The organism is Pseudomonas sp. PI1, assembly GCF_000812405.1.
GTDB lineage: Bacteria > Pseudomonadota > Gammaproteobacteria > Pseudomonadales > Pseudomonadaceae > Pseudomonas > Pseudomonas citronellolis.
Genome location: NZ_JWMC01000074.1, coordinates 109,379 through 132,692 on the forward strand (window position 1 = coordinate 109,379; position 23,314 = coordinate 132,692).

At 59.4% G+C, this 23,314-nt stretch carries 22 protein-coding genes and 1 pseudogene; 8 read left to right on the forward strand and 15 right to left on the reverse strand.

The annotated features are described in order from the left end of the window. Window positions 1-7 precede the first annotated feature (7 nt). The 3 genes from pgm to zwf all read right to left on the reverse strand — a co-directional run bounded on the left by pgm (window position 8) and on the right by zwf (window position 3,862). Window positions 8-1,660, reverse strand: coding sequence for a phosphoglucomutase (alpha-D-glucose-1,6-bisphosphate-dependent) (gene pgm, locus RN02_RS23620; protein WP_043317280.1), 1,653 nt, complete (start codon window positions 1,658-1,660; stop codon window positions 8-10). Window positions 1,661-1,766: 106 nt separating this feature from the next. Next, window positions 1,767-2,477: an HAD family hydrolase gene (locus RN02_RS23625; protein WP_043317282.1), complete on the reverse strand. Its 711-nt coding sequence runs from the start codon at window positions 2,475-2,477 to the stop codon at window positions 1,767-1,769. After that, window positions 2,471-3,862, reverse strand: coding sequence for a glucose-6-phosphate dehydrogenase (gene zwf / locus RN02_RS23630; RefSeq protein ID WP_043317284.1), 1,392 nt, complete (start codon window positions 3,860-3,862; stop codon window positions 2,471-2,473). The genes RN02_RS23625 and zwf overlap by 7 nt, the downstream gene beginning before the upstream one ends. A gap of 264 nt (window positions 3,863-4,126) precedes the next feature. On the opposite strand from zwf, the gene RN02_RS33455 reads away from it, so the two are divergent. Then, window positions 4,127-4,414, forward strand: coding sequence for a hypothetical protein (locus tag RN02_RS33455; protein WP_135499834.1), 288 nt, complete (start codon window positions 4,127-4,129; stop codon window positions 4,412-4,414). A gap of 279 nt (window positions 4,415-4,693) precedes the next feature. On the opposite strand, the gene RN02_RS23635 is transcribed toward RN02_RS33455, so the two are convergent. The 3 genes from RN02_RS23635 to RN02_RS23645 all read right to left on the reverse strand — a co-directional run bounded on the left by RN02_RS23635 (window position 4,694) and on the right by RN02_RS23645 (window position 5,983). After that, entirely contained in the window at window positions 4,694-5,032 is a 339-nt protein-coding gene (locus tag RN02_RS23635; RefSeq protein WP_043317285.1) for a hypothetical protein, read from the reverse strand. After that, complete coding sequence (locus tag RN02_RS23640; protein ID WP_052267815.1) at window positions 5,029-5,331, reverse strand: hypothetical protein; 303 nt, start codon at window positions 5,329-5,331, stop codon at window positions 5,029-5,031. Before RN02_RS23640 ends, RN02_RS23635 begins: the two co-directional genes overlap by 4 nt. 439 nt (window positions 5,332-5,770) lie before the next feature. Next, complete coding sequence (locus RN02_RS23645) at window positions 5,771-5,983, reverse strand: hypothetical protein (RefSeq protein ID WP_043317287.1); 213 nt, start codon at window positions 5,981-5,983, stop codon at window positions 5,771-5,773. Window positions 5,984-6,131: 148 nt separating this feature from the next. Between RN02_RS23645 and RN02_RS23650 the strand changes: the two genes are divergently transcribed. Both RN02_RS23650 and RN02_RS23655 read left to right on the forward strand, forming a co-directional pair. After that, window positions 6,132-6,395, forward strand: a complete 264-nt coding sequence (locus tag RN02_RS23650) for a hypothetical protein (RefSeq protein WP_043317289.1) — start codon at window positions 6,132-6,134, stop codon at window positions 6,393-6,395. 222 nt (window positions 6,396-6,617) lie between these two features. Further along, window positions 6,618-7,178, forward strand: coding sequence for a YSC84-related protein (locus RN02_RS23655; protein WP_043317291.1), 561 nt, complete (start codon window positions 6,618-6,620; stop codon window positions 7,176-7,178). A gap of 176 nt (window positions 7,179-7,354) precedes the next feature. On the opposite strand, the gene RN02_RS23660 is transcribed toward RN02_RS23655, so the two are convergent. The 4 genes from RN02_RS23660 to RN02_RS23670 form a co-directional block, all read right to left on the reverse strand. Beyond that, window positions 7,355-7,639 carry a hypothetical protein gene (locus RN02_RS23660; RefSeq protein WP_043317293.1) on the reverse strand — a complete coding sequence of 95 codons (285 nt, stop codon included), beginning with the start codon at window positions 7,637-7,639 and terminating at the stop codon, window positions 7,355-7,357. Window positions 7,640-7,769: 130 nt separating this feature from the next. After that, a complete protein-coding gene (locus tag RN02_RS32715) occupies window positions 7,770-7,946 on the reverse strand; it encodes a CsbD family protein (protein WP_074980468.1) in 177 nt (58 codons plus the stop codon). A gap of 147 nt (window positions 7,947-8,093) precedes the next feature. Then, on the reverse strand, window positions 8,094-9,191 hold the full coding sequence (tal, locus tag RN02_RS23665) for a transaldolase (RefSeq protein ID WP_043317294.1): 1,098 nt from the start codon (window positions 9,189-9,191) through the stop codon (window positions 8,094-8,096). Between the two features lie 135 nt (window positions 9,192-9,326). Then, window positions 9,327-9,830 (reverse strand): hypothetical protein, encoded by a 504-nt coding sequence (locus RN02_RS23670; RefSeq protein ID WP_043317296.1) that lies wholly within the window; start codon window positions 9,828-9,830, stop codon window positions 9,327-9,329. A 192-nt stretch (window positions 9,831-10,022) separates the two neighbouring features. Here RN02_RS23670 and RN02_RS31760 point away from each other — a divergent pair, with 192 nt between their 5' ends. Then, entirely contained in the window at window positions 10,023-10,763 is a 741-nt protein-coding gene (locus RN02_RS31760; RefSeq protein WP_052267816.1) for a BON domain-containing protein, read from the forward strand. 12 nt (window positions 10,764-10,775) lie between these two features. On the opposite strand, the gene RN02_RS33460 is transcribed toward RN02_RS31760, so the two are convergent. From RN02_RS33460 to RN02_RS34025, 4 genes and pseudogenes are all read right to left on the reverse strand, one after another. Then, window positions 10,776-10,922 carry a lmo0937 family membrane protein gene (locus RN02_RS33460; RefSeq protein WP_135499835.1) on the reverse strand — a complete coding sequence of 49 codons (147 nt, stop codon included), beginning with the start codon at window positions 10,920-10,922 and terminating at the stop codon, window positions 10,776-10,778. Window positions 10,923-11,188: 266 nt separating this feature from the next. Beyond that, window positions 11,189-11,755, reverse strand: a pseudogene (locus RN02_RS23680) (ATP-binding protein); the annotation flags it as partial. Between the two features lie 22 nt (window positions 11,756-11,777). Beyond that, window positions 11,778-12,140 (reverse strand): nucleotide pyrophosphohydrolase, encoded by a 363-nt coding sequence (locus RN02_RS23685; protein WP_043317300.1) that lies wholly within the window; start codon window positions 12,138-12,140, stop codon window positions 11,778-11,780. 1,271 nt (window positions 12,141-13,411) lie between these two features. Then, window positions 13,412-14,230 (reverse strand): hypothetical protein, encoded by an 819-nt coding sequence (locus tag RN02_RS34025; RefSeq protein WP_177331074.1) that lies wholly within the window; start codon window positions 14,228-14,230, stop codon window positions 13,412-13,414. 102 nt (window positions 14,231-14,332) lie between these two features. On the opposite strand from RN02_RS34025, the gene RN02_RS23690 reads away from it, so the two are divergent. The 4 genes from RN02_RS23690 (at window position 14,333) to RN02_RS23705 (ending at window position 19,972) form a co-directional block, all read left to right on the forward strand. After that, window positions 14,333-15,574: a hypothetical protein gene (locus RN02_RS23690; protein ID WP_169720934.1), complete on the forward strand. Its 1,242-nt coding sequence runs from the start codon at window positions 14,333-14,335 to the stop codon at window positions 15,572-15,574. A gap of 55 nt (window positions 15,575-15,629) precedes the next feature. After that, a complete protein-coding gene (locus RN02_RS23695; protein ID WP_024128445.1) occupies window positions 15,630-15,836 on the forward strand; it encodes a helix-turn-helix transcriptional regulator in 207 nt (68 codons plus the stop codon). A gap of 392 nt (window positions 15,837-16,228) precedes the next feature. Then, window positions 16,229-17,182 carry a YagK/YfjJ domain-containing protein gene (locus RN02_RS23700; RefSeq protein ID WP_043317302.1) on the forward strand — a complete coding sequence of 318 codons (954 nt, stop codon included), beginning with the start codon at window positions 16,229-16,231 and terminating at the stop codon, window positions 17,180-17,182. A 636-nt stretch (window positions 17,183-17,818) separates the two neighbouring features. Further along, window positions 17,819-19,972 carry a hypothetical protein gene (locus tag RN02_RS23705; RefSeq protein WP_043317303.1) on the forward strand — a complete coding sequence of 718 codons (2,154 nt, stop codon included), beginning with the start codon at window positions 17,819-17,821 and terminating at the stop codon, window positions 19,970-19,972. A 133-nt stretch (window positions 19,973-20,105) separates the two neighbouring features. Here the strand turns inward: RN02_RS23705 and RN02_RS23710 are convergent, their stop codons facing one another. Beyond that, on the reverse strand, window positions 20,106-23,309 hold the full coding sequence (locus RN02_RS23710; protein ID WP_043317305.1) for a hypothetical protein: 3,204 nt from the start codon (window positions 23,307-23,309) through the stop codon (window positions 20,106-20,108). Between the last annotated feature and the right edge of the window lie 5 nt (window positions 23,310-23,314).

Below are 23,314 nucleotides of genomic sequence, written 5' to 3' on the forward strand. Positions count from 1 at the left end.
CCGGGGTTCAAGGGCTCGTGAGCGCGTTGTCGACCATGGCCTGCGCCTGTTGCAGGATGGCCTGCAGGTGAGCAGGATCCTTGAAGCTCTCGGCGTAGATCTTGTAGATCGCTTCGGTGCCGGATGGCCGCGCGGCGAACCAGCCGCTGGCGGCGCAGACCTTGATGCCGCCGATCGGCGCCTGGTTGCCCGGCGCGCGGTCGAGCACCTGGGTGATCTTCTCGCCGGCCAGTTCGCCGGCGTTCAGCCGGGCCGCCGAGAGCTTCGCCAGCCGTGCCTTCTGCTCGGCGCTGGCCGGCGCCTCGACACGGTCGGCCAGGGGGGCGCCCAGCGCGTCGGCGATCTCGCGGTAGCGCTGGCCGGGGTCGCGGCCGCTGCACGCGGTGAGTTCCGCAGCCAGCAGGGCCGCGATCATACCGTCCTTGTCGGTGGTCCAGACCCTGCCATCCTGGCGCAGGAAGGAGGCCCCTGCGCTTTCCTCGCCGGCGAAGCCGAGGGCGCCGTCGAGCAGGCCGTCGACGAACCATTTGAAGCCCACCGGCACCTCGTACAGGCGCCGCCCGAGGTGGGCCGCCAGACGGTCGATCAGCGCGCTGCTGACCAGTGTCTTGCCGACGGCCGCCGCGGGGCCCCACTGCGGGCGGTGGCGGAACAGGTAGTCGATCATCACCACCAGGTAATGGTTCGCCGGCAGCAACCCGCTGCCGCGGGTGACGATGCCGTGGCGGTCGTGGTCGGTGTCGCAGGCGAAGGCCAGGTCGTAGCGGTCCTTGAGGGCCAGCAGGCGCTGCATGGCGTAGGGCGAGGAGGGGTCCATGCGGATCCTGCCGTCCCAGTCAAGCGGCATGAAGCCGAAGGTCGGGTCGACGGTTTCGCTGACCACGTCGAGGTCCAGGCGGTAGCGCTCGGCGATGGCCCGCCAGTAATGCACGCCGGCGCCGCCGAGCGGGTCCACGCCCAGGTGCGGGCCGGCGGCGCGGATCGCGGCGAAGTCGATGACCTGGGCCAGATCGTTGACGTAGGCGTGAAGGAAGTCGTGGCCATGGGTGTTGGCGGCGAGGCGGGCGCTGCCGAAGGGCATCCGCCGCACGCCCTGCAGGCCACCGGCGAGCAGGGCGTTGGCGCGGGCCTCGATCCAGCCGGTGACCTCGCCGGCGGCCGGGCCGCCGTCGGGCGGGTTGTACTTGAAGCCGCCATTGTCCGGCGGGTTGTGCGACGGAGTGATGAGGATGCCGTCGGCCAGAGCGCCGCCGCGCCCGCGGTTGTAGGCCAGGATGGCATGGGACACGGCGGGCGTCGGGGTGAACTCGCCGCCCTTGGCGATCATGCTTTCCACGCCATTGGCAGCGAGCACTTCCAGCGCGCTCTCGAATGCCGGCTGCGAGAGCGCGTGGGTGTCCGCGCCGAGGTACAGCGGGCCGTCGATACCCTGCAGCCTGCGGTAGTCGCAGATGGCCTGGCTGATCGCCAGCACGTGCCACTCGTTGAAGCTGCGCTCGAACGGGATGCCGCGGTGCCCGGAGGTGCCGAAGGCGACCCGCTGCGCCGGTTCCGCCGGGTCGGGGCGCAGGTCGGCGTAGGCGGCGAGCAGGGCGGCGACGTCGACCAGCGACGCGGCGGGGGCCGGCTGTCCGGCCAGGGGGCTGATGCCGTTGCTCATGGGAGGAGCTCCTGTGACTGGCCAGCGTGCCAGGGCAGGCTGCCGGCCGAGACCTTGTCCGGTTCGGCGTCCCGCCGGTCGAGGTCGTGCAGTTGCTGGGCCGGTATCATGGCATGTCCTCGTTGGCCGCCAGGTCGGTCGCTGCGGCGATGCTCAGGTCCGACATGTTCAGTGCGCAGAGGTCGCCGATGCGCTCGACGCTGATGTCCGCCGCTGGCGAGATGCGGCGGTTGATGGCTTCGGCAGCATAGTGGCCCTGGCGGACGAACAGAATGGTCAGGCGTGAACCCATGGCGCGTTTCATCGCAGCCAGCAGCAGTGGCTTGTCGTCGATCATCACATAGTGGCGGGCTGGGAAGCGGCGCTGCATGGCCGCGAGCATGCGTTCCTTATGAACGTAGATCAGGACTTGGCCACCGACTGCCTCCCACAGCCCGGAGCATTGGATCTTCCGTGGCTGGAAGACCATGTCGCCATCGGACAGCAACGCCGTCTGGCCCAGCTTGCGCAGGTGCGCGAGCAGGGCCATGGCGCCGGGATACAGCCGCGCGCGGAACGGATAGTCGAGCAGGAAGCTGGACATCCGCAGCAACTCCTCCTCGTTGTCGCAACCGTTGCGCAGGTGCTGCACGGCGCCCAGGTAATCGGCATAGCCGAGTTGGCTGCGCAACTCGTCGAAGGCCCTCCAGTAGCGCCTGCTCTGCTCACTGCCGAAGGCCTGGACGAGGTGCGCCGAGAGGTCGTCGATGAAGCGGTCGTTGTCGAGCAGGGTGTTGTCGACGTCGACGAGGAAGACCAGCGGGACCGGTTTCAGCATGGCGAAAGGGCCTCCGCTTGCGGGTCGTACCAGTCGTCGCCACTGTCCAGCACGCTGGCCGCGGCCGCAGGTCCCCAACTGCCGGTGGCGTAGGTGTGCAGCACGCCTGGCTGGCACAGCATAGGCTCGACCACGCGCCAGGCCGCCTCGACGCACTCGTCTCCGCTGAACAGGGTGGCATCGCCGCGCAGGGCGTCGCCGAGCAGGCGTTGATAGGGTAGCTCCTCATTGCCTGGGGCATGGTGCGCCACTAGTTCCACGGTCTGCCCTCGCATCGCCTCGCCAGGGCGTTTGACGTAGGCGCCGGTAGCGAGAGTGACCTGCGGGCCGAGGCGGAAGCGGAAATAGTTCGGGCGGGCCTCCGGGCGCGCGTCGAACACTGCCAACGGTGGGCGCTTGAGCGTCACCAGGACTTCGCAGACAGTCAGTGGCAGGCACTTGCCTGCACGGATGTAGAAGGGGACGCCGGCCCAGCGCCAAGTATCGATGTACAGGCGTAGGGCGGCGAAGGTCTCCACCTGGGAGTGCGCCGCGACGCCCGGCTCGTCCCGGTAGCCGTGGAACTGGCCGCGTACCGCCTGCGCCGTGTCGATCGGGCGCATGGCCTGCAGCAGCCGCAGCTTCTCGGTGCGCATCGAGCGGATGTCGGTGCCCTGCGGCGCATCCATGGCCAGCAGGGCGATGACCTGCAGCAGGTGGCTCTGCACCACGTCGCGAATCGCTCCGACTTCTTCGTAGAAATGGCCGCGGCCTGGCACGCCGAAGCGCTCAGCCAGGGTGATCTGTACGTTGTCGATGTAGCTGCGGTTCCACACCGGTTCGAGGAAGGCATTGGCGAAGCGGAAGTACAGCAGGTTCAGCAGCGCCTCCTTGCCCAGGTAATGGTCGATGCGGAAGATCGCCGGCTCGGGGAAGACTTCGCGCAGCGAGCGGTTCAGCGCCTGGGCGGAGCGCAGGTCGTGGCCGAAGGGTTTCTCCAGGACCACCCGGGCGTTGCCGGCGCAGCCGGATTCAGCCAGGGCCTGGGCCACGCTGTCGAACAGGCTCGGCGGGATGCCCAGGTAGTACAGCGGCCGGACCGCGTCGCCCAAGGCTTGCCTGAGCCGGACATAGGTTTGCGCATCGTCGTAGTCGCCATCGATGTAGCGCAGGTGGCTGCATAGTCGGACGAAGGCGTCGCGATCGATTCCACCGTGTTCTTCGAGACTGGTGCGCACCCATTCCTGCAACTGCCCCGAAGTCCAGCCCGCGCGGGCGATGCAGATGACCGGCATGTCCAGTTCGCCGGCACGGGTGAGAGCCTGTAGGGCAGGGAAGATTTTCTTGTGCGCCAGGTCGCCCCGCACGCCGAAGAAGACAAAAGCATCCGAATGGTCGGTCGGCATCAGAGCACTCCTTCTTCGAGGCTGGAAAGCGCAACTTTTTCATCCCTGTCTTTTAGTTCTGGAGATGGGGTCACCGGGCGATCTGTCGCGTATCTACCCTGCAAGTTCGGACTCCGAACTGTCTGTTCGGTAGCGCACCCAGTGGTCTGGGCCGGCCACTCGGTTGTGGAGCGGGCCCCGGGGTATGCGTGCTAACGCACCGACACGCTGCTCGCGGGTCGCCATTGTCTGTACCCCGACACCTCGCAATGCTGCGAGAGCGGGATGAGCCAAGAGGTCATCATGGACAAGCCAGGCAAGCAAGGCCCGAACAACGAGTCCAGTCGCCCGAAGGGGCAATCCCACCCACAAGGTCCTCGCAACGAAGCACCACGGCTGTCCCGCGCGGAAAGCTACTCCAACCCGAAGACCCGTGCCGACGAAGCCCTTCATCAGGCCGCGGATGCCGAGTCGACTCGTCCGTCGAAGGCATCGAAGAGTGCCCCTGCGGTGAAGCGGCACGCCGCCCGTGGCGATGATGACCTGATGAGCCAGGAGCCACCGGCATCATGAAACGCTCCGTTGCGGCAGCTCTCAAGCGGCAATGGAAGCATGCCCTGGTGCTCTGCCGGCGGGCCTGGCGCAGAGTGAGCGGAAGTAGTCCCAGGAAACCGCCCCAGGAACCACCAAGGGCGGACAACAAGGCCGCGCGTACCGAAAACGCGCGCAAATGGTCGGAAAACTAGCTCGCTGCAAAAGTCTTCCGGGGCACCGCCATAGCGTCTGCTGGATCGAGCCGGTACCGTTGCTGTTACCGGCTCGAGCGCGCTGGTCATGCATGGTGGGCTGTCGCTAGATCAACTGATCGATCAGCACCGCGTTGCTATAGATGAGGCTGCCGTCGCTGGCCTGGTGCCCGACCAGGTGGAACTGGCCGCGCTGGGTCGAGTCCAGGTAGACGCGCATCCCGCAGTCGGACAAGGGGCCATAGCCTGGCGGCAGGCGCAGTTCCAGCGTGGCCAGGTTGACGTCGACCATGACGTCCGGCTCATGGGTTCTTTGCAGGCGTTCCTGCGCCTGCTCCAGCAGCAGGTGGTCGTTGCCATTCAGGCAGAAGTGGATGCCTTCCAGCGCGACGGCCTTCTGTTCGTTGCCGGTCTTGCACCAGCCTTCGATGGTAAAGGTGCTCATGCTGCCTCCAGTGAATGTTCAGGGGGCCGTTCGTTCGCGTCGTGCTCCAGATCGTCAACAAACAAATGGCCGCAATTCCAGGTGTCCGCTTCTAGGCGCAACTCGCCGATGAGTCGTGCGATGGCGACTTCGCTCTGCCATTGCTCAGGTCCGATGGCGGTGACGAAGGTCTCGACGGCCCCCGTACCCGGGTTCCTGAAAAGCAGGCTCAACGAACCGTCCCAGCTCTTGGAAGGGGTACAGATGAAGGGCGCGAAGGCGGACGTGAGCCGTTGTTTCGCATCTTGGAATGTCAGCATTGCCTTTGATTCCTTACCTCCCGCCGGAAGTGGGCCATGACCTCCTGGCCCTGGCTCCCCAAGGGGATGCGCTTGCGTGGCTGTCAGCCCTTCTGATCGCTGGCCCGCAACGGTTTTCTCCCCCGATTCGAGGGTTCCGTCGTGGTGGCTGGCACAGGACTGCTCTCCCGAGGCTTGCCGTCCGAATGGCGTTCGATCCTGTGGGCCAGGGGAGAGTCGGGCTCGGAGCGGCGCTGTTGCTCCGGTGCTTTCTCGATCGCACCGTGCTCTGTGGACGTGAACCTGTTCATGGCGACCTCACTGTTGTCTTGTGCCCCTCGTCATCGAAGGGCTGCGGGGAATCAAGACTTGCAGCATCGGTAGGGCCAGTCGGTACGCTATCGAACATTTGCCCAGCGGTTGCCGGCAAGTGGCTGCGATCAGGCCTACGGCCTGCCGTTCAATGCAGCGTTTCCCAGACATCGGCGTTGCTCAGGTCTTCGCCCGTTACGTGCCTGGTCCGTCCGTAGGCGGGCGTGAGCGCATAGGTATCGTCGATCTCGAGGATGGCCAGGTAGCGGACACCGCTCAGTTTCTGCAGATAGAGGCGTTGCGGCGCACAGGGGGTTGCGTCGGGCGGAAACTGCCGGGTGTTCAGGGGGAGACTGTCCATTTTTCGGCCTTCAGCGCAGCTGCGCGATGAGCATGCTTCATCCTGCAGCCGGTACCAGACCGGGTCTGTACGCCTACGCACCGACGCGGCGGCGCTTTTCGTTCATCGTTCTGTTGTTGAAGCCCCGAAACCGTACCTGGAGAGCATCATGTGCAAGCGTATCGAACCCACCCTCGAGGAGCCGTCGGCGGAAGAACGCATTCCCTTGGCGCAGCGATATGAATCGGCGGCTGAACGCTATTCCTCCCGTGGCAACTGCAAGGCAGCCGGCGGCAAACCGGCTGAGGCGCCGCCCGCGGAAGAGCCGGCGCCCGTGCCGGTGGAGCAGCCGGCGAGCTACGGTGCCAAGTGGCCGCAGCTGAAGAACATTCTTCTGCCCGACGATGACGACGAGCCGCCTGTTGAACGGTGATTCCGAATGCCGACCGCCGTGGCGTTTCCATGGGCACGGAGGGCGTACAACGCCGCGGAGCCCCAGTGCCGTGGGTGCGCTAGCGTACGGAAGGATTGTCGTTCTCCCCACATCATGATCGACGCGCCGTGACGTGAATCGGCACGATCACCCCGGGCGCCAGGGCGTTGGCCTGTACGTGCAGGTCACGCATGAGCCCCTATCCACCTGAGGAGTACGACGATGATCCGTTCACGAACCTTCGTTCCATTGTTCATGCTTGCCTTCCTCTCGCTCGTCTCGGCGGGTTTCATGACCGACGTGCGGGGGGCCACTGCCGAGGACCTGGACAGGGACTCCCGCCAGGCCCTGCAGATCCTCTACAAGGCCACCCCGTTCGCCGAGACCATTTCCCACCACGCCAAGGCCGTGCTGGTGTTCCCCAAGGTCATCAAGGCAGGCCTGGTGTTCGGCGGCAGCTATGGTGAAGGCGAGTTGCTGAAGGGCTCGAAGGTCGACGGCTACTACAATTCCGTGACCGGCTCCTGGGGCCTGCAGGCGGGCGCCCAGTCGTATGGCTACGTGGTGTTCCTGATGACCGAGAAGGCCGTCCAGTACGTCGGCAACACTCAGGGCTGGGAGATCGGCGTCGGGCCGACCGTTGTGGTGGTGGACGAGGGTGTGGCGAAGAATCTCTCGACCTCGACGCTGAAGGATGACGCCTATGCCTTCGTCTTCGACCAGCAGGGGCTGATGGCCGGCATCAGCATCGAGGGGACCAAGATCTCCAGGATCAAGCGCTGAGCGGTCGGACGCTCGGTCATGGCCATTACCCGGCAGAGGCAGACTGATGCCGGCGACGGCCGATAGTAATAGCCCCGCCAACAACGCCCCTGGCTTCGGAGACGGGGAATCGGGAACGGGGCTGACGTTGGGGGATGCCGGTACAGCGCAGCCGGGCCTGACTGCCCGGGAGATGGCTAGATGTACGGTTGGCCGCTGAAGCCTCTTGGGAGGCGCTGCAACCCGGGCATCTCGGTGAGTTTTTCCAGCCAGAATGCACGCCAGCCTTGCTTCGCATGGACTTTCAGCAACTTGCGGGCGGCTTTGCGTGCCGCATTTCTCATGTCCTTGCGGGCGTTCTGGAACGCCTCGGTACCTCTGCAGTTGCGGCACTTCACGCGGCTAGGTTCGCCGGTGGAAAGGAGGTTGCTGCCATGGTGGCCGCAGGCCAGGTGTCCGTCGACTTTGAAGTGAGTGATCATGGGGGATCTTCCTGGTCGCTCGGAGGTGGCATTGCTGTGTATCACCAGGTGACCGCGACAGAGTGTTTGACGATTTCCGCCTCACAACGATCATCGGGCGAGAGGCGGAGCCTTTACCATACGGCCAAGGCTAGATTCCCTTCTTGATATCCTCCTTGATGTCGCCAACGCTTTCCTGGACCTTTCCGATCGCCTTTTGCACCTTGCCCTTGTTCTCCAGCGACTTGTTGCCGACCACCTTCCCGGTGGTTTCCTTGACCTGGCCGGAAACCTGTTTGACTTTGCCTTTCACTTGATCTTCGTTCACGGGGCACGCTCTAACGGTAGCGCAAGGGGAGGGCCGCTGGATGGCGGAGCCGGTACATACCGTGCTCGTGGCGGCCGGAGTTAGTACTTTGTCAGCGATGGGGGGCGGCCGTCAGTGCGTTAGCGCACCCTGGCGGCCCGATGGCGATCATTTCACCCAGCGTCGGCGCGGGGCGAAGCCCGCGCTCTTCTCGTCGATGCGATGCAGCAACTGCCGCCAGGACGTGACGAACGCCTCCAGGCCTTCCTTCTGCAGCCGTTCCGCCAGCGCGCCGATATCCACCCCGGCCTGTGCGAAGCGCGCGAGCAGCGCTTCGGCTTCAGCGCCGTCCTCGGCCATGGTCTGCGTCAGCGAGCCGTGTTCGGAAAACGCCCGCAGGGTCTTCTCCGGGAGGGTGTCGATCGTGTCTGCCGCGGCCAGGGCCTCGACGTAGAAAGTGTCGGCGATCGTGGGGGACTTGCTGCCGGTGCTGGCCCAGAGTAGCCGCTGAGGTTGCGCACCGGCCGCGGCGAGGCGGCGCCAGCGCGGCGAAGCAAGCAGTTGGCGATAGGCACTGTAGGTCCTCCCGGCGATGGCCAGGCCCAGCCGATCATGCAGTTCGGCCGGCACCTGGTCGTTCACCGCCACGTCCCAGCGGCTGACGAACAGTGAAGCAACCGAACCGACCCGCGGATCGAGGCCGGCGGCTATGCGTCGCTCGATGCCGCGCAGGTAGGCGTCGGCGGCAGCCAGGTAGTGTTCTCGGGAGAACAGCAGGGTGACGTTGACCGGCACGCCGGCGAAGATCGCGTTCTCGATCGCCGGGATGCCGTGGCGGGTGCCGGGGATCTTCACCAGTAGGTTGGGCCGCGCGGCGCGGCTCTGGATGTGCCGCGCCGCCTTGAGGCTGGCGGCGCTGTCGTCGGCCAGGTTCGGCGAGATTTCCATCGACACCCAGCCGTCGAGCCGGTGGCTCGCCTCGAATTGCGGACGCAGCAGGTCTGCCGCACGACGCAGGTCTTCCAGGGCCAGTTCGATGAACAGCGCCTCGCCTGAGAGTCCATCCTGGGCTTTTTCGCGGATGCCGGCGTCATAGGCACTGCCGTTGCCGATGGCGGCGTCGAAGATGCTCGGGTTGGAGGTCAGGCCGCTGATCGAGAGCTCGTCGATGTAGCGGCGCAGGGTGCCGCTGTCTAGCAGCTCGCGGGTGATGTTGTCCAGCCACAGGCTCTGGCCGAGGTCGTGCAATTGACGGGGTGGTCTCACGGGAAATCCTCGTTGGCTGCCAGCCGCGATACGCTACCCGGGGAATCCTGGGGAGTACCGACTGGTCGGTGATGAAGGGGGCTCCGTCGCAAGGGGGCGCCCGTTGGCCAGGCCCCGGCCTGGTCTTGCGCAGGTTCAGACCAGGCTGATGTCCATGTGCGTGCCGACACCCAGGGAGGCTTCGATGATGTCGCGGGCGAGCAGCGTCTCGCGTTCCGAAAGGGTCTCCGCCAGCAGGACTACGTCGCCATGGGCGATGGCATAGCGGAAGGTCCTGTCAACCTGGCCGGCGTTCGCCGAAGTTCCAACCATGCCTCCGAGCAGGGCGCCCAGGGCGCTTCCCCAGCCCACAAGAACCAGCGGGGGGCCGCTGAACAGCCCGGCGTTGGTGCGGGTCAGGGCGATGGCGGTCAGCGTACTCACCGCCAAGCCAAGCAGGGTCCCGACCGCACCACTTGCCAGCATTTGACTGAGCGTACGCTTCACCTGGCTGGATCCGTTGGCAGGAGGCAGGTCCTTGGCGCCGAGTATCCGCATCTGCCGGTCGTGTATTCCTCGCTCGCTCAGCAGGACACGTGCGCTTTCGGCCTGTGCACGGTGAGCGAACACACCCGATACCTGATGGCGATAGCCGGCCATGGCGATTCTCCTGGAAAAAGGCCGCCTCTTTGCGACCTGGCTCCAGCCTACGCATGTGCACCCCCTGCATCTGTGCGCAAGCGTACAGAGAGCTATCGCAGGAGCACCGAGGCGAGCTCCAGGGTACGCCAGCGCACCGATGCTGGAACTCGCCGGTGGCAAGATTTGAATATCAGTCCAGGAGCAAGCGCCATGGGATGCAGGCTTTTCAGGCCGGGTATGATCGTGCGTGGGTTTTTCGCAGGGCTCTTGCTGGCCGCGGGCGTGGCGCCCATCGCCGCCGGACAGGGGGCGCAGGACGCTGCCGACATACGCCTGGAGATATCGATTCTCACGGAGTATGCGCAACGCCCCGAGTTGCGTACCAGCAACCTGGAAGCCTTCGTGCAGGCACGCCGTGCCATCTTGAGCGGGCGCGTCGACGACGAGGGTTCCAGGCGGTTGGCTGCGAGTATCGCCATGGGCGTTGCGGGGATCATCTCGGTGGACAACCGGATCACCGGGGCACAATCGTTACCGCAGGTGCCGATCATTCGAGCGAAGGTGGAAGCCGAGTCGAAGAACCCGTGGCAGGCGCCGGTGAATGACGGACGTTGCAGGGCCTTCGCCACGGAGTTCGGGCTGGCTGCCGACGATATCTGGATAACCACCAAAGTGATGCTGGCCTTGGTGCCGGTGGGGGATGTCAGCGGCTCGGCCATTGCTGTGAGTACCTGCGATGGCGTGGTCACTCTTCGCGGGACCTTGCATAACGATGCCGAGCGTGCGCGGGCCGTGATGCTCGCCCGGGGCGTACCCGGCGCCAGGGCAGTTCGCGCGCAGGCGCTCAATTCGGAAATCTGCGGAGGGATGCATGGCCGTGCTTCGACGCAATGGCCTTGGGTTGCCATCGTCTGCCTGCCGACGGCCCGCAACGGTGCGAGCGCAGGATGAGCCTGGGCTTGATTACGGTAGCGGTCTTCGCCTGAATCGATACACTACCAGCCCGATCGCCACGAGCAGCAGAATGTGAATCAGCCCCCCCATGTAGTACGAGGTGATCAATCCCACTGCCCATAGGGCCAGTAGCGTTAGTACGAGAGCTTCGAACATTTGGTGCCTCCTTCCACTGCATGGCAATGGCCTGTCTTTGTGCAGGTTGCAGCCGGCCAGGAGGGTGGTCTGTACGGCACCGCACCGAGAGCCCGCCGACCAGAATGGCCCGGCGAGAAAAGGGTGACTGAGAGGCAGCGCTAACGTTCCCTAACGTACAGACCGCCGCCTACTTTGCGAGCCGCTCGCTCATGTCCAGGGGCTCTGCGCCGCCTCCAAGCCGGAAAGGCGTTTGGGGAGGGGCAGATCCCCTAATGCAGGATGGATTCCTCTTTCCCTTTGAGGAAGAGGGGAGCCTTGTCGATGTAGGGCTGGTAGTGAGGCGCATCAATGACGCCGTCACGGACATAGTTGTGCAGGTAGGCGCATGGGCGAAGCGCGATGCTCCGTTCATAGACGGCTTCGTTGAAGCCCTCGAGCAGCGAGGCGTGTGACCAGGCTTGGTAGGACGGATGAACTGTCTCGTTCAACCCCTTGCCGAGCGCGGTGACGACGATTGCATCCTTCTCCGACAGCTTCGAGGAACTCCACTGCTTGAGTTCAACGAGGACGGCATTCTTCTCGCCTGCTTCACCATGGCCGGTCAGCGTGAAATCGATTCGCTTGGACGACTGCGGGAGGTGCAGCTCGATCGCGAGGCCGGTGTCATTCGGCACTGCCTCATCACGTAGGACCTTGGCCATGTACCCCAGCGAGCCTTTCCAGGAAGCAACTTCGGAGCGGCCGACTCCCTTGCCCGTTTTCGCCGTGTAGTGGGCGAGAATCACATCTTCGATGTCGTCGTTGCCGCTGTCGTGGAGGAATTGCTGCTTGGTGGCTTCGTAGACGATCACGCTCTCTTCCCTGAACCTGTTTTCAAAGCTGGTCGTATTTCTTGCTAGTGCCATGGGCCTTGTTGATGGGGTATTTCTCCCCGTTGAGTTTCAGCTTTTGCTCGACAGCCACGTTGAGGTCCACACCCAGCACGTCCGCCAGCCTGACCAGGTACATCAAGACGTCTGCCAGCTCTTCTCTGATGGCTTGACCATGCTGTGGGTGGCTGGCGGCTGATCGCGAATCCTCTTCGCTCATCCACTGAAATATCTCCGTCAGCTCGCCGGCCTCGCCAGTCAGGGCCATGACGAGGTTCTTCGGGGAGTGGAACTGATGCCAGTTCCGAGCGCTTGCGAACTCTTCAAGCGCCTTGGCAAGAGAGGACACATCGACGAGAGGTTCCAAGAATGCAAAGCCTCCAGATGGGGTTGGCGATCAGCTTGTCTGCCTGAAATGACTGATCGAATGTTCTGAAAGACAGATTGTAAGGGTTTCCATCGTGGACGCGGCAATGCTCCGCGTCTTGAAACCAGTCTTAGGCCTGTTGCAGGATCTATTTTCCTACAACGGATGTGGTCACCAATGACATTGCTTACGCAACTAACAGGCCGCGCTGTAGTACAAAAAAAGCCATTGACGAGTTCGTAGCCTTGGGCAGGACGGTCTCCCCACTCGTTATGGATTCGATAAGTCACGTAACTACCGGAGGCGGGATCCTCGGACAGGTGCGGGCTGCGACTTCAAGGCGATTGCCGGCGTTGCGTCCGGCAAGCAGTACCCAGGCGAGGGGCCTTTATCCTCAGAGCGGTTCTCAGGTGGCGAAGCAACGGTAGTCCCTGCCCTCACTGCGCTTGGCTGCAGCAGCATCCACATAGGCGAAGACTGGACTGAAGACGAAGTGGTCGCGACGAATGTGGATTACTTTGAGATGCTCTGCACAGAGTCGCAGTGGGGGCTTACAACAAGTTCGCATATAGGCGGGCTTGCACAAGCAGGATGCAGACCCAAGACAGCTTTGACTCTGACGAACCTTCAGCTTGTCGTAGTACGGAGAATGATGATATCAGCTCCGTATGGAGCAAGCGTGTCACGCTGATGGTCATGTCACGGGTAGTGCGTATCGCCTGATCGGGGATTGGCTGCGTCCAAGGCTTCGGTGGCCACGACGAACGCTCCTGTTGCCGAAATTATCTACCTCGTTTCACAGTACTTCGTGAATTAGGAGGTAGATCTTCCAGTCAACGGGTGGCCTATCTCTGGCGCCAGCTCTGCGTCCCAGCACGTACAGCGCCCTGCCAAAGTTTTTGAAGATCAGTCGCTGAGTGAAATTTGCTATCTGTAATTGTGAGTTTGCGCGCTATATATAGCCGGATATGGCAATCTATGAAGGAGGATTGCTAAGGCGTTCTAGTTGGTTCGCATGAAAAAGAGAGAGTTGATCTGATATGAAAAGTTATCTGTATTGCCATCTGGTGAACTGCGTGAATGCTAGACTCTGTACAGTTGGGTTGACTTTCGATCAGTTGCGGACTGTTAGTCTGTGATAAATGGGGGATATGCTTGACAATGGTTATTGGTCCGTTGGCGTAAGTTTTGTAGGAAAGTTATTTAATCATATTTATTTAGTTTGCGGATATGCTCTTGGGGGCTGTTGCGGTGTTTTTGTCTGGTTTGAATTAATCCGTGAATGGCTTTGTTTGATTCTCTATAATTTTAAATATTTTTGTTAGTGTTTTCTTTTGAGGGCTATTTTGAGTTTCTGTAGTTTCTGTAGTTTCTGTAGTTTCTGTAGTTTCTGTAGTTTCTGTAGTTTCTGTAGTTTCTGTAGTTTCTGTAGTTTCTGTAGCTTTGGCTGTTGGCCATGTTTTGTATCTGTTCATATCTGAGTCTCTTATGGTGCGCTTTTGAGGAGGGAGTGGGTCTAGAATGTTTAGTGTGTCTATAAGTAGTTCTTTGATCTCTTCATTGTCCTGTATGATTTTTTCTATTTCTGAGTTTTTTAGGGGGCTTTCCCGAAAGCTATTCAGTGTTTTTGCTGCTTTTTTTGATTTATTGAGGGATTTTTGTGTGATTTTTTTAGATTTTGATATTCTCTCTTTTAATTCTTTTATCTGGTTCTCTGAATGTTTTAGTTTTGCTTTAAGCGCTTCTTCGTATTTTAATACTTCGTCAGCTAGGTTTATTAGTGTCTTGTAGTTCCTGTTTTGAGAGGAGAGGTTCTGCTCTGCGGGGTTGATGTCTCCTGTGCTTGATCTTTCCTCCGTACTCCTGCTTTTTCTTGTCCTATAGGCAGCCTTTAACTGGCTAAGGGTATTTCTTCCTGAGTCGGTTTTCTCTAGTTTTACTCCTGCTTTAAGAAGTCGATCTAAATCTACAGGCCCATGGAGAGATATTTCCCCTTTTCCATGCAGGTAGTTTTGTGCCCAGGCGATATCGGATTCCGTTAGGAGTTTTTTTGATATCCATAATGAGAATGATTCATACTCTCTAGCCATGCCTTCCATCCAATTTTGTTGCGTTACGGTAACGTTACGCTATGGATTTTTGGGGTTCAAGTGCGGTATAGGGGGTAAAAGCTCGAAAAAGGGGGGTATGGCATGGGGGAGGTGCTGCTGACTGCACCGATAGCTGGCGTTGGGGCTGAGGCGAAGTATTTCCTCATCGCGTTCATCTATCGTTTTGATGCTACCCAATGGAAGGAAATGTCCGTGAAGGAATTGGCTCGATCCTTGGAGGTGACCCCTGGAGTGGCATCCAGGGCCCGCGAGGCATTGATTGAACATCAATGCTTTGACTGCCGCAAGGCTGCTACGGCAGGAAGACCCACACTCGGGCTGAAGGTGAGCCAGGGGCTGGCCTGCAAACTCGGCGACCTCAGCACTTCGACATCCCATCATGGGCCCGTTCTGCGTCACCTTTTCAGTGGTGTGATCTATCGTGATTATGAGGCCAACCGGACGCCGGCATCATCGAATGAGCTTCTGAGACCGCAACTCCGCCTATTACTCGCCACGCTATTCGCCCATGCCAATGAACTGGGACTGGTAGATGGCCTCGGGCTCGCTCAACTCCGACAGTTATTGGGGGAGGGGGAGGAGAAGGTCGACAGGTGGCTGAAGGAACTCCTACAGCTTGGCTTCATTCGCCGAAAGATAGCGGGGCTCTCGGACTCGCTCTATGCCGATACGAAAGTGACCAGCAGCTATATCCTGAACCTGAACCATCCAGGGCTTGCTTCGGCGGACTGCAGCAGCCCAGTTGTAGCTTTTTATGGTGAGGCAATGCGCTCTGAGGAGAGCCGCCATGGTTTTGCGGAGCGATTTGCGCGGGTGCAAGGGGCGTTTCAGGGCCTAGGCCGCACTTATGAAATGCTTGTCTGGAGGATCTATCAAGGCGTAAGCCTGCTTCTTTCGAATCACTGGAGCGTCTTGGGCGACTCTGTCCGTCTCCCCCAAATTGATGGCCTAGAGAAAATCATGACTGAAAGCCTCCACGCGTCGGGTAAAGATGATTCCTCGCTTGAGGTCATGGTTGCTGACATGTGCTGGTGGGCTTTCCATTTGGCTTCGCGGGTTAAGAATCGAATAGCGGGGGATAGAGCTTTTGCGAGCTTGGTAGGGCGGAGGGTGCTTGCGTTCCCTGCCAAAAATAGAGACACGGATGATTCGATGACCTTGGTCTTTGCTCAAGAGCCCTGGGGAGATGGCCCTGAATGTATAGTTTCTTTAAGCAGCACCAAGGGGCACGCCGAGATCTGGACGAAAGAGTCTGACCTTTCTCGAGAGCAGCTTTCCAAGCATGGCTTGGTCTCTTTTGAGATGGAGAGTACTACCGGTTAAATTTTATGAACGTTGCCCATCCTCTGGACCAATACTAGGAGCACCGTCCATGTCCATGAGGATCATCAGTTTGAAAGAGGTCATGGACCTCACCAGCCTTGCTCGCTCGACCATCTATAAGTACATCGCTCTCGGCACGTTCCCACTTCCCTTATCTGTGGGGGAGCGTTGCGTTCGTTGGTTGGAGAGCGAAGTACATGAGTGGATCCTTGAACGGATTGCTGAGCGTGATGAGAAACTCCAGGCTGTAGGTAAGCATTAATGGCGATAGAGCTACCCGATGGCCAGGGGCTTCCTGGCCATCGGGTAGCTCTGCCGTCTGCTTAGGCTAATGCTATTTCTCAGATAACTCCCAGTTACCTGCTCTGTGAATTATCCCGGTTAGGCCTGGAGTTCTTCGTCTGGATGCTCGATGGCGCTTGTTATTTGGCGAGCAGGGCAGTGTGGTTTATTGATATAGCTACTAACTATCTCTATCAACCTATCCAATCCATTCACCTATTCCACTGCTAACTATCCCCCAACAACCTACCTCTAATCCACTCAGCTCTCTCCACTCATGGCTAGCTACCACAGGAACCTAGCTACCCACCTCTCCAGTTTAAAAATACCCACTCCGTACTTGGTATGCCCTAAACCAACCAGGTACACACCATGACCAATCAAGCAGCGAAACACCTCTCCCAATCCGACATCGCTATTCAAATCGAACGACTCGTGAACGCAGTGATCCGTCACGATGGCCCTGCATTCCGGATCAGCTACGACGCACAGGGAGATGAAGTCATCAAGAGAACCAGGCTCTCTCGGTACTTCGATCACATTCGGCAGATGTATCACTTGGTGCATGACGAGACGTACTTCCTGAGTGAACACCTGATCGCGTTCAAGGAAGCGTGCTACGACATCGGCATCGAGTTCGGGATGTTCGGGATGACGTGCATGGACGAGAGCGAGGGAAGGCTCCTGTCAGAGGCTGAGACCTACAACTGGCTCGTGGAGAGGATCCGGGAGCACGTACAGACTAGGTGGTTCAAGCGTGGGAAGCATGACCGTGTATGCCGGGAGAAACGCAATCGGCAAGCCGTCACTGAATACGTAGAGCGGGTGATGGCTAGCCGTTCACGTACCGTAGTCGTGAGAGTGAATCTGTACTACCGGGAAGCAGCGCGTGCTCGCCTGAAGGTGGAGGACGTCTTCGAGGACCTGGACAGGCTGATCCGGGCTCGGGAATACGATCCGGTCTTCCAACACGAGACAGGCTACATCTGCGCTGTGGAGCAAGGCGAGGACATGGGCTACCACATCCATGCTGCCTTCTTCTTCGATGGCCGGAAGGTGCTCATGGACATCGTCAAGGCTAAAGCTATTGGCAAGCTGTGGGAGAGGATCACGGATGGCTGGGGGTATTTCCACAGCTGCAACCATGAGAAGGCGCGCTACGAGGAGCGGTGCGGGGTAGGGATGTTCAAGCATCGCGACGATACAGGTAAGCAGAACGTCATCAATGCCTGCCACTACCTGATCGAGGATGGCCAGTCGTTGCGGGTGAGGCCTGTAGGGGCCAGGTGTCTTCGCTTGGGGCGATCGCGCCGGTTGATTGGGTGAGCAAGGCGAGGTTGGATCAGGTTGTGCTGGCTGTGTCAGTTTGACATTATCGGGCTGCCATCATTGCGGCTGACCAGTCTGAACCCCATCTCCTGCTGAGCATCCACAATGATGGATTTTCCCTTTAAGGACCCGGCCTCGGCCGGTTTTCTTTTTCGTATTGGACCAGTTGCTTAACGAGTCTATAGCTGGCGTTCTGGCGACCAGGCGCCGCGGCCGATCAGCAACGGGAACAGGCCGCCCCAGGACAGGTGCGTTGCCCAGGCGTCGGGGTAGAAACACCTCGATCACCGTGGTCATGCCCAGCAGCTCCAGGACCGCGATCACCTGGGAAATACCACTGCCTTTGGCTTCGACGAGCCGGCGCTGGGCCACCGAGGCCAGCAGAGCGGAGCCTGCCAGGGTAACCGGCAGCGGCAGATTCTGAGCAGGCGCTTGAACGCTAGTAGGTCTGGTCCGCCAGCCACGCGAAACCGTGCAATGCTGCGAAACGTCAGGCTTCAATCCGACCAAGCTCGCGCTGTTGATCCGATGGGTTGCCAGCGTGCCGGATGCTCGCACGGTGCCTATGGAGTCCCGGCCAGTCGGTGGTTTAGGCTCTGGCCAGGAACCTAAGGATGGTGTGAGTGCTGTGGGATGACCGAGAAAGGGGAGCGATGCCGGCAGCATTATCAGTCGGTTTATGAAAGGAATCGGCCTGAATTCGATGCAGGGCGTGCTCTTGACGAATGCCTGCATCATTTCCTGGACCAACGGCCTGCAGGTAAAAAGCTCTCTGCGATTGATCGCGCGATAGGCTTGGCATCAGCTGGTTTTTGGCTTGATACGGATGCGGTTGCTCGATCCGAACTGGCAAGCCTTGCGCTCAGTCGAGTGTTGCACTTCGACACTGCAATTAGTGTCGAGCAACTGCTGAAGTTGGCAAGCCTTGCCCCAGACACCCTCAGATGGGCGATTCGCTACTCGAAGCTGTTTGAGCGTACTGCTTCGTCGCTCTGGCTAGCGCTTCGTGCGGAGCTCGCGGGGGAAGAGTGGCAAGTATTCTTCGGTGTTTGCGACCGTTTGCTTGATCAGCTCAAGCCCTTTGATGAGCTAATTGCCAACGCTGAGAAACAGCTTGAGCACTTATCTCTGCTGGAGTTTTTTTCCTACCTCAGCGTGCTGGCTTATCAGGCGTTTTCCGATGACGCTTCCGATGACCGTTCCGGTCAGCAGTGGACGGTATACAACCGCATTATCTTGAGGAAACTCCGGGCCTGCCCGGAAGAGGATTTTCGCCTGAACGAGTCACGGCTCGAGCAGTCGCTGAAGCGTCATCTTTCACCGATTATTTTCCCCGCATCGCCCACAGCTGATTCAGCCAGATGTCGTGAAAATCTCGAATGGCTAGCCGTTCTGATTGCTGCCACCCAAGAGCGGATCGACTACGAGGGTTCGATTGACTGGTTTTGCTTCGATCCTGAGTGCCATTATCAGCTGAAACCTGGCGAGTCGGTTATCTATAACCAGTCGGAGGCGGGAGCTGTGCGGTGGCAGCGAACCGGGCGTAAGAGCGACCTGCTTTGGCACTACTGGATGAACCGCGTGGTGCAGGCATTCGTTGGCTCCGGCATGGCTGGGCAAATCATCGGTTCGCCTGAGAACCATGAACTGAATCAGTTGGCCTATATCAAGGCGTGTCGCAGCGAGCTGCAATTGCAGCAGATCTATGGCCTGGGTGATTGGCTCTCGCTCGAGGATGGTACTCAGGTTCAGCTTCACCACGTGTTGCTGGCGAGCGAGCTGACTTCGGTTTTCTTTCAGAGCCAGTTCATCCAGCCATTCCAGGACTATCTTCGCGAGTCGGGCGTGCTTGCGCATGCCCTTGGCCGTTTGGCTATGGATGGCCTGCTGTCAGGGGAGAACAGGTTCCCCATGACTTGGTCTGAAGAAGAAGAAAAGATCCGCAGGATCAAAGGCTGGACGGTCAGCGAGGAGCATCCGCTAGGCAGCGCCGATTCAGCCAAGGCAATTCTCAAGTTCTGGACCAGTGATCTCAAGGCGCTATCTCAGCAACTGAAGCAGCAGCCGGGTATGCCTACACCGCGCTTGTACGAACAACCCTTCTACAAAGTTGGCCGCTACAGCTTTCAGTTTCCCTGGGTCGGCGCGCAACAAAACAACCTGACGGCAGCGATCAATAACCTGCGCCGTGTGAATGCCCGTAGAGCCGATGCACAGGTAGAAACCCGGCGTGTGGAGCTGGCCCTAGCCGAGAGCCTTCGGCAACGGGGCTTTGCCGTTGAAGTGGGGTATCTGCCGCCTATTGCAGAAGAGGGCGACGCCGGCGAGGTGGATTTGATCTGCCAGCGGGATGGTGTGCTGCTACTTATGGAGGTCAAGTCTGGGTATATCCGCTCGACCAAACATGAGGTCTGGCTGCATCGCACTAATACTTTGCGTAAGGCTGCCTGGCAGCTGCGTCGCAAGCGTGTCGCTGTGGCAAAGGCGTTGGCGGCTGATCATGATTTGCGCTTCAGGTTGGGCTACCAGGGTCAGCATCCCGAGTCGGATTTGCGAGCCTGGATCGTCGATACCTCCATTGAGCTCGATGGGCAATCAGTCGATGGGTTCAGAGTGGTATCTCGTGAGGCACTGGAGGTAATTCTGCGGGACGAGAAGCAACTCCTCCGGTCGGTGGATCAGTTTGATGAGGAGGAGGGGCGGGGCTCATTGTTCCCTGACGGATTTACTGCTGGCCGATTCATAGCTGTTGTCGAGTCTGATGAGCTGTGGCGAGGTATCTGCTAGTGCTTGAATAGCAATAGCTTATGCGGCGGGGGCGTTGGCATCGGCCGCATCCTAGGGGGCGACCATAGCCTGCAAAGACGATGCTTTGCAGGCTATGACCTACACTCTGCCCACTTCTGGCACCAGATCCGCTTTACGCTTTCGGCTGGCAGATGTAGTTGCCACTTCGCAGGAAGGTTTCATGCTTGTTCGGCGAGTAGACACTCAGGGTGCCTTGCTCGTTAGCGGCGATGTGTTTCCAGGTACCTTCTTCGAGCACCAACTCCGCAAAGGATTCCCCTGTCTGGCTTACGTAGAGCGTTTCGCGGCCCCAGCGTGTCGAAAATAGGCTCATATCCTGCAAATGGGCGCAGGTATTGATGCGGATGTCCTTGGATTGAAGCTTCCACTCGTAGCCATTTTTTTCTGACGTCATGACGTGGTCCGAGTAGAAGCACAACAGCTTTAGGCCCATACGTGTGATGAGCGGTGCATCGTAGTTATCGTCTTCGCTGGCCCAAGTGCAGGTTCGCCAGCCTTTTCCGGCAATAAAGTAGCTGACGAAGGAGGATGCGTTGTTCTTCTTTTTCCACGTTTTGTAGAGCCAATCGTACTTACAGAACGCGAGCAGCGTGTTTCCGTTCGGTAATGACTGGAGGCTCTCCACCACGACGCCTTCCGGAAGGCTCGGTGTGTCTTCCCAGCGCTGCCACTGATTGTCGAGGTTCGCAGTGCAGAAGACGGCTATCTTGTCGTAGTTGCCGGTCTTGGTCGAATCGAAGATCAGGCCCTTTTCAGTGTAGGAGTATTCCTTGCTCTCCTTGAAGCGCCAGAGCCAGAGGCCGTTGAAGTAGCAGACTTCTTCGGTGCGGGTGAATTCGTAGCCAGGCACGTCCGGGAAGTGGCTCTGTTTCCAGTTTTGCGCATCGTGGGAGTAATAAAAGCCTTCGCTATAGCCCGCCATGGCGATCCACATGCCGCTCACAATATCCAATTTGCTGATGCGCGGTGAGTCTTCGGAAGCTCTGAGACGCACAGTGTGCCAGTGCTCACGGTCGAGGCTCCGATAGAGCCGGTCGTCGTTGTCAACTATCAGCCATGTGGTGCCATCGGTCTTGATGTGCTGAATCTTCTCGGGATCACAGGGCGGGTGCTCTACCTGGCGCCACTCAATACTGAACAGATGATCATGGCCGTCCTTTTCGATAACGACCGACTGTTTGGCCAATTTTTCCTGCTGTTGCTGGTCGAGCCGTTCGGCGCGCTGTTTTTCTTTGCGTTCAACCACTGACTCGTCGAATCGACCTTCCGCGAACAGGTCGAGCTGGTTGGCAACATCGGTGCAGGCTTCGGAGAAGGAAGTGAGTGTGTCGTCCAACTGGCGTTCGAAGTGACTGAACTGGTCGTACCAATCCTCGTTCGTGGCGGAATTATCCAGCTCGAAATCGGCATAGCCGGACTCGTCCTTGAACGTAATTGAGGGCAGGCCCCATCGCGTCAGCACGCGATTGCCCTGATTCAGCGTGCTTGAATGCCCAGAGATGAGTTCACTGATCTTCTTGCGCATCTCGTTAAGCGAGGAGAGGCAGGAGCTGCGGCCAATCGTATACGCCGTGCCGCCCACTTTACTGCTGACCTTGCTCAGGAACGAGTCATCCCAAGCTTCCATAAAGTACGAATAATCCGAGGCTTTCATGGTCGCCTTTGTCAGATCGAGCGAAAGATGCACGGCTTCAAAGCTGATCTTGCCCAATTGGGTACTCATATCGGCGAACGCTTTTTCGAAGCGCAACTCGCGATAGCGCACGATGTTCTTCCAGCCGTGAGTTTGCTGCTGCAACTTCTCGGCTGCAGCGAGTACGTTTTCCTCGTCCTGCTCGGTGAGCACCGCCAGCACGCGGGGGAACTGCTCCTTGAACTGTGTGGGCTTCAGCGCGTTCAGTATGCGCAGCACATGCGGCCCTTCGATGGCTTTCTGGCATAGCGTCAGCAGGTAGAACGCGTCGAGCAACCAAGTGTAGGTTTCGTCATCGCTCTTGAGCAGATCCTGCAAGATCGGAAGGTAGTCCTGCGCCTTGCGAGGATTGTCCGCCAGCGTTGCGATTTCACCCGGCACCTGCGGGCATTCAGCCTTGTGCGCCAGCAGCTCGAGAAACTCTCGGCCCTGCCTGTTTAATAACCCTGAGTTCTCGATGCACAGGGCGAACAGCAACAGATAATTGTGTCGGGCTTCGCGGTCATCCGTGGTGTCGAAGAAGGAGTGGGCATTGATGTCCGGCAGCGACGACACCAGCGCCACCGTTTCGGCGTGGGCGTCTTCTATGGCCTCGTCGGGCAGCGCGTTCAGGCCGTGCTGATCCTTGTATATTTCCAGAGTCAGCAGGCTGCCGCCGATGATCTCCTCAATCAGGTCGCGCATCCTGTACTGGGTGTAAAGACCGGAAAACGCCTTGCCAAAGAATCTGGAAATAATTCGTTCGCGTTTTTCGTCACTATCACAGACTTCACCGTCCGAGATCATGTCGATGATGCGGTCATACTCGTCGGAGAGGTAATACAGCGAGTTGAATGCCAAGCCTGAGATGTTTTTCTGGATGAAGTAGGAGTCGGCGACATGCTCCTCGAACGACAGCTCGATGACGGCGCGATAGCGTTCGATGCTGGTGGCTTCGATTTGGTCGATCAAGTCAATGATGAAGCTCAGCAGCTCGACTTCTTCGTCGCAGTCCACGTCCAGCTTTTCCAGCGTGACGATGAGGTGGTTGATGTCTTGCGCAGTCAGCGCGACACCGGGATGGCTGCGCATGAAGTCATACGCGAGGTTGAGCACCAGTAGCGCCTTGGGCATCGACTTGAAGCGGCGCTTGTTCGCTTCGATATTCAACGACCATTGGTGAAAACTGGTGTTGTTCTCGACCCGGATCAGACGACGGTTGATCTTGTCGACCGCCTGGAAGAGGAATTCGCGGGTTTCGATGATGTATTCGTTCATCGTGCCCAGGTTGTTGCGGATCACCGCAATACTCTGGGCGTTGATCAGGTTCTGCTGTTGCAGTTGTTTGAGGTAGTGCCAGGCGAATTTCTGCATGTGCAGCGCGTCGACCTGGTTCTGCAACTGGTTCTGACGACTCTTGCCAGTAAACGCACTGGCAAACCGCTTGAAGAATCCGCTTTCGGCTTGTTGCTTCAGGCGCTCTTCGCTGCAGGTGATCAGCCGCGAGGCATCCACCGCCAGTTGCTGGGTCTGCGCGGCGTTGTTCCGGTGCTGGGCGACGAGGGCCTCAACCGCCTCCTGCTCCGAGGCATCCAGCGGCTGTTGGAAGATTTCCTGGGGTGCTGCTTCGACCGTTTCGCTCATTGAAA

What these genes read in the sequence shown, in the direction of transcription:
- pgm (WP_043317280.1), bottom strand. Translation starts at nt 1,660, where the DNA reads ATGAGCAACGGCATCAGCCCCCTGGCCGGACAGCCGGCCCCCGCCGCG.
- RN02_RS23625 (WP_043317282.1), bottom strand. Translation starts at nt 2,477, where the DNA reads ATGCTGAAACCGGTCCCGCTGGTCTTCCTCGTCGACGTCGACAACACC.
- zwf (WP_043317284.1), bottom strand. Translation starts at nt 3,862, where the DNA reads ATGCCGACCGACCATTCGGATGCTTTTGTCTTCTTCGGCGTGCGGGGC.
- RN02_RS33455 (WP_135499834.1), top strand. Translation starts at nt 4,127, where the DNA reads ATGAGCCAAGAGGTCATCATGGACAAGCCAGGCAAGCAAGGCCCGAAC.
- RN02_RS23635 (WP_043317285.1), bottom strand. Translation starts at nt 5,032, where the DNA reads ATGAGCACCTTTACCATCGAAGGCTGGTGCAAGACCGGCAACGAACAG.
- RN02_RS23640 (WP_052267815.1), bottom strand. Translation starts at nt 5,331, where the DNA reads ATGCTGACATTCCAAGATGCGAAACAACGGCTCACGTCCGCCTTCGCG.
- RN02_RS23645 (WP_043317287.1), bottom strand. Translation starts at nt 5,983, where the DNA reads ATGGACAGTCTCCCCCTGAACACCCGGCAGTTTCCGCCCGACGCAACC.
- RN02_RS23650 (WP_043317289.1), top strand. Translation starts at nt 6,132, where the DNA reads ATGTGCAAGCGTATCGAACCCACCCTCGAGGAGCCGTCGGCGGAAGAA.
- RN02_RS23655 (WP_043317291.1), top strand. Translation starts at nt 6,618, where the DNA reads ATGATCCGTTCACGAACCTTCGTTCCATTGTTCATGCTTGCCTTCCTC.
- RN02_RS23660 (WP_043317293.1), bottom strand. Translation starts at nt 7,639, where the DNA reads ATGATCACTCACTTCAAAGTCGACGGACACCTGGCCTGCGGCCACCAT.
- RN02_RS23670 (WP_043317296.1), bottom strand. Translation starts at nt 9,830, where the DNA reads ATGGCCGGCTATCGCCATCAGGTATCGGGTGTGTTCGCTCACCGTGCA.
- RN02_RS31760 (WP_052267816.1), top strand. Translation starts at nt 10,023, where the DNA reads ATGGGATGCAGGCTTTTCAGGCCGGGTATGATCGTGCGTGGGTTTTTC.
- RN02_RS33460 (WP_135499835.1), bottom strand. Translation starts at nt 10,922, where the DNA reads ATGTTCGAAGCTCTCGTACTAACGCTACTGGCCCTATGGGCAGTGGGA.
- RN02_RS34025 (WP_177331074.1), bottom strand. Translation starts at nt 14,230, where the DNA reads ATGGCTAGAGAGTATGAATCATTCTCATTATGGATATCAAAAAAACTC.
- RN02_RS23690 (WP_169720934.1), top strand. Translation starts at nt 14,333, where the DNA reads ATGGGGGAGGTGCTGCTGACTGCACCGATAGCTGGCGTTGGGGCTGAG.
- RN02_RS23695 (WP_024128445.1), top strand. Translation starts at nt 15,630, where the DNA reads ATGAGGATCATCAGTTTGAAAGAGGTCATGGACCTCACCAGCCTTGCT.
- RN02_RS23700 (WP_043317302.1), top strand. Translation starts at nt 16,229, where the DNA reads ATGACCAATCAAGCAGCGAAACACCTCTCCCAATCCGACATCGCTATT.
- RN02_RS23705 (WP_043317303.1), top strand. Translation starts at nt 17,819, where the DNA reads ATGACCGAGAAAGGGGAGCGATGCCGGCAGCATTATCAGTCGGTTTAT.
- RN02_RS23710 (WP_043317305.1), bottom strand. Translation starts at nt 23,309, where the DNA reads ATGAGCGAAACGGTCGAAGCAGCACCCCAGGAAATCTTCCAACAGCCG.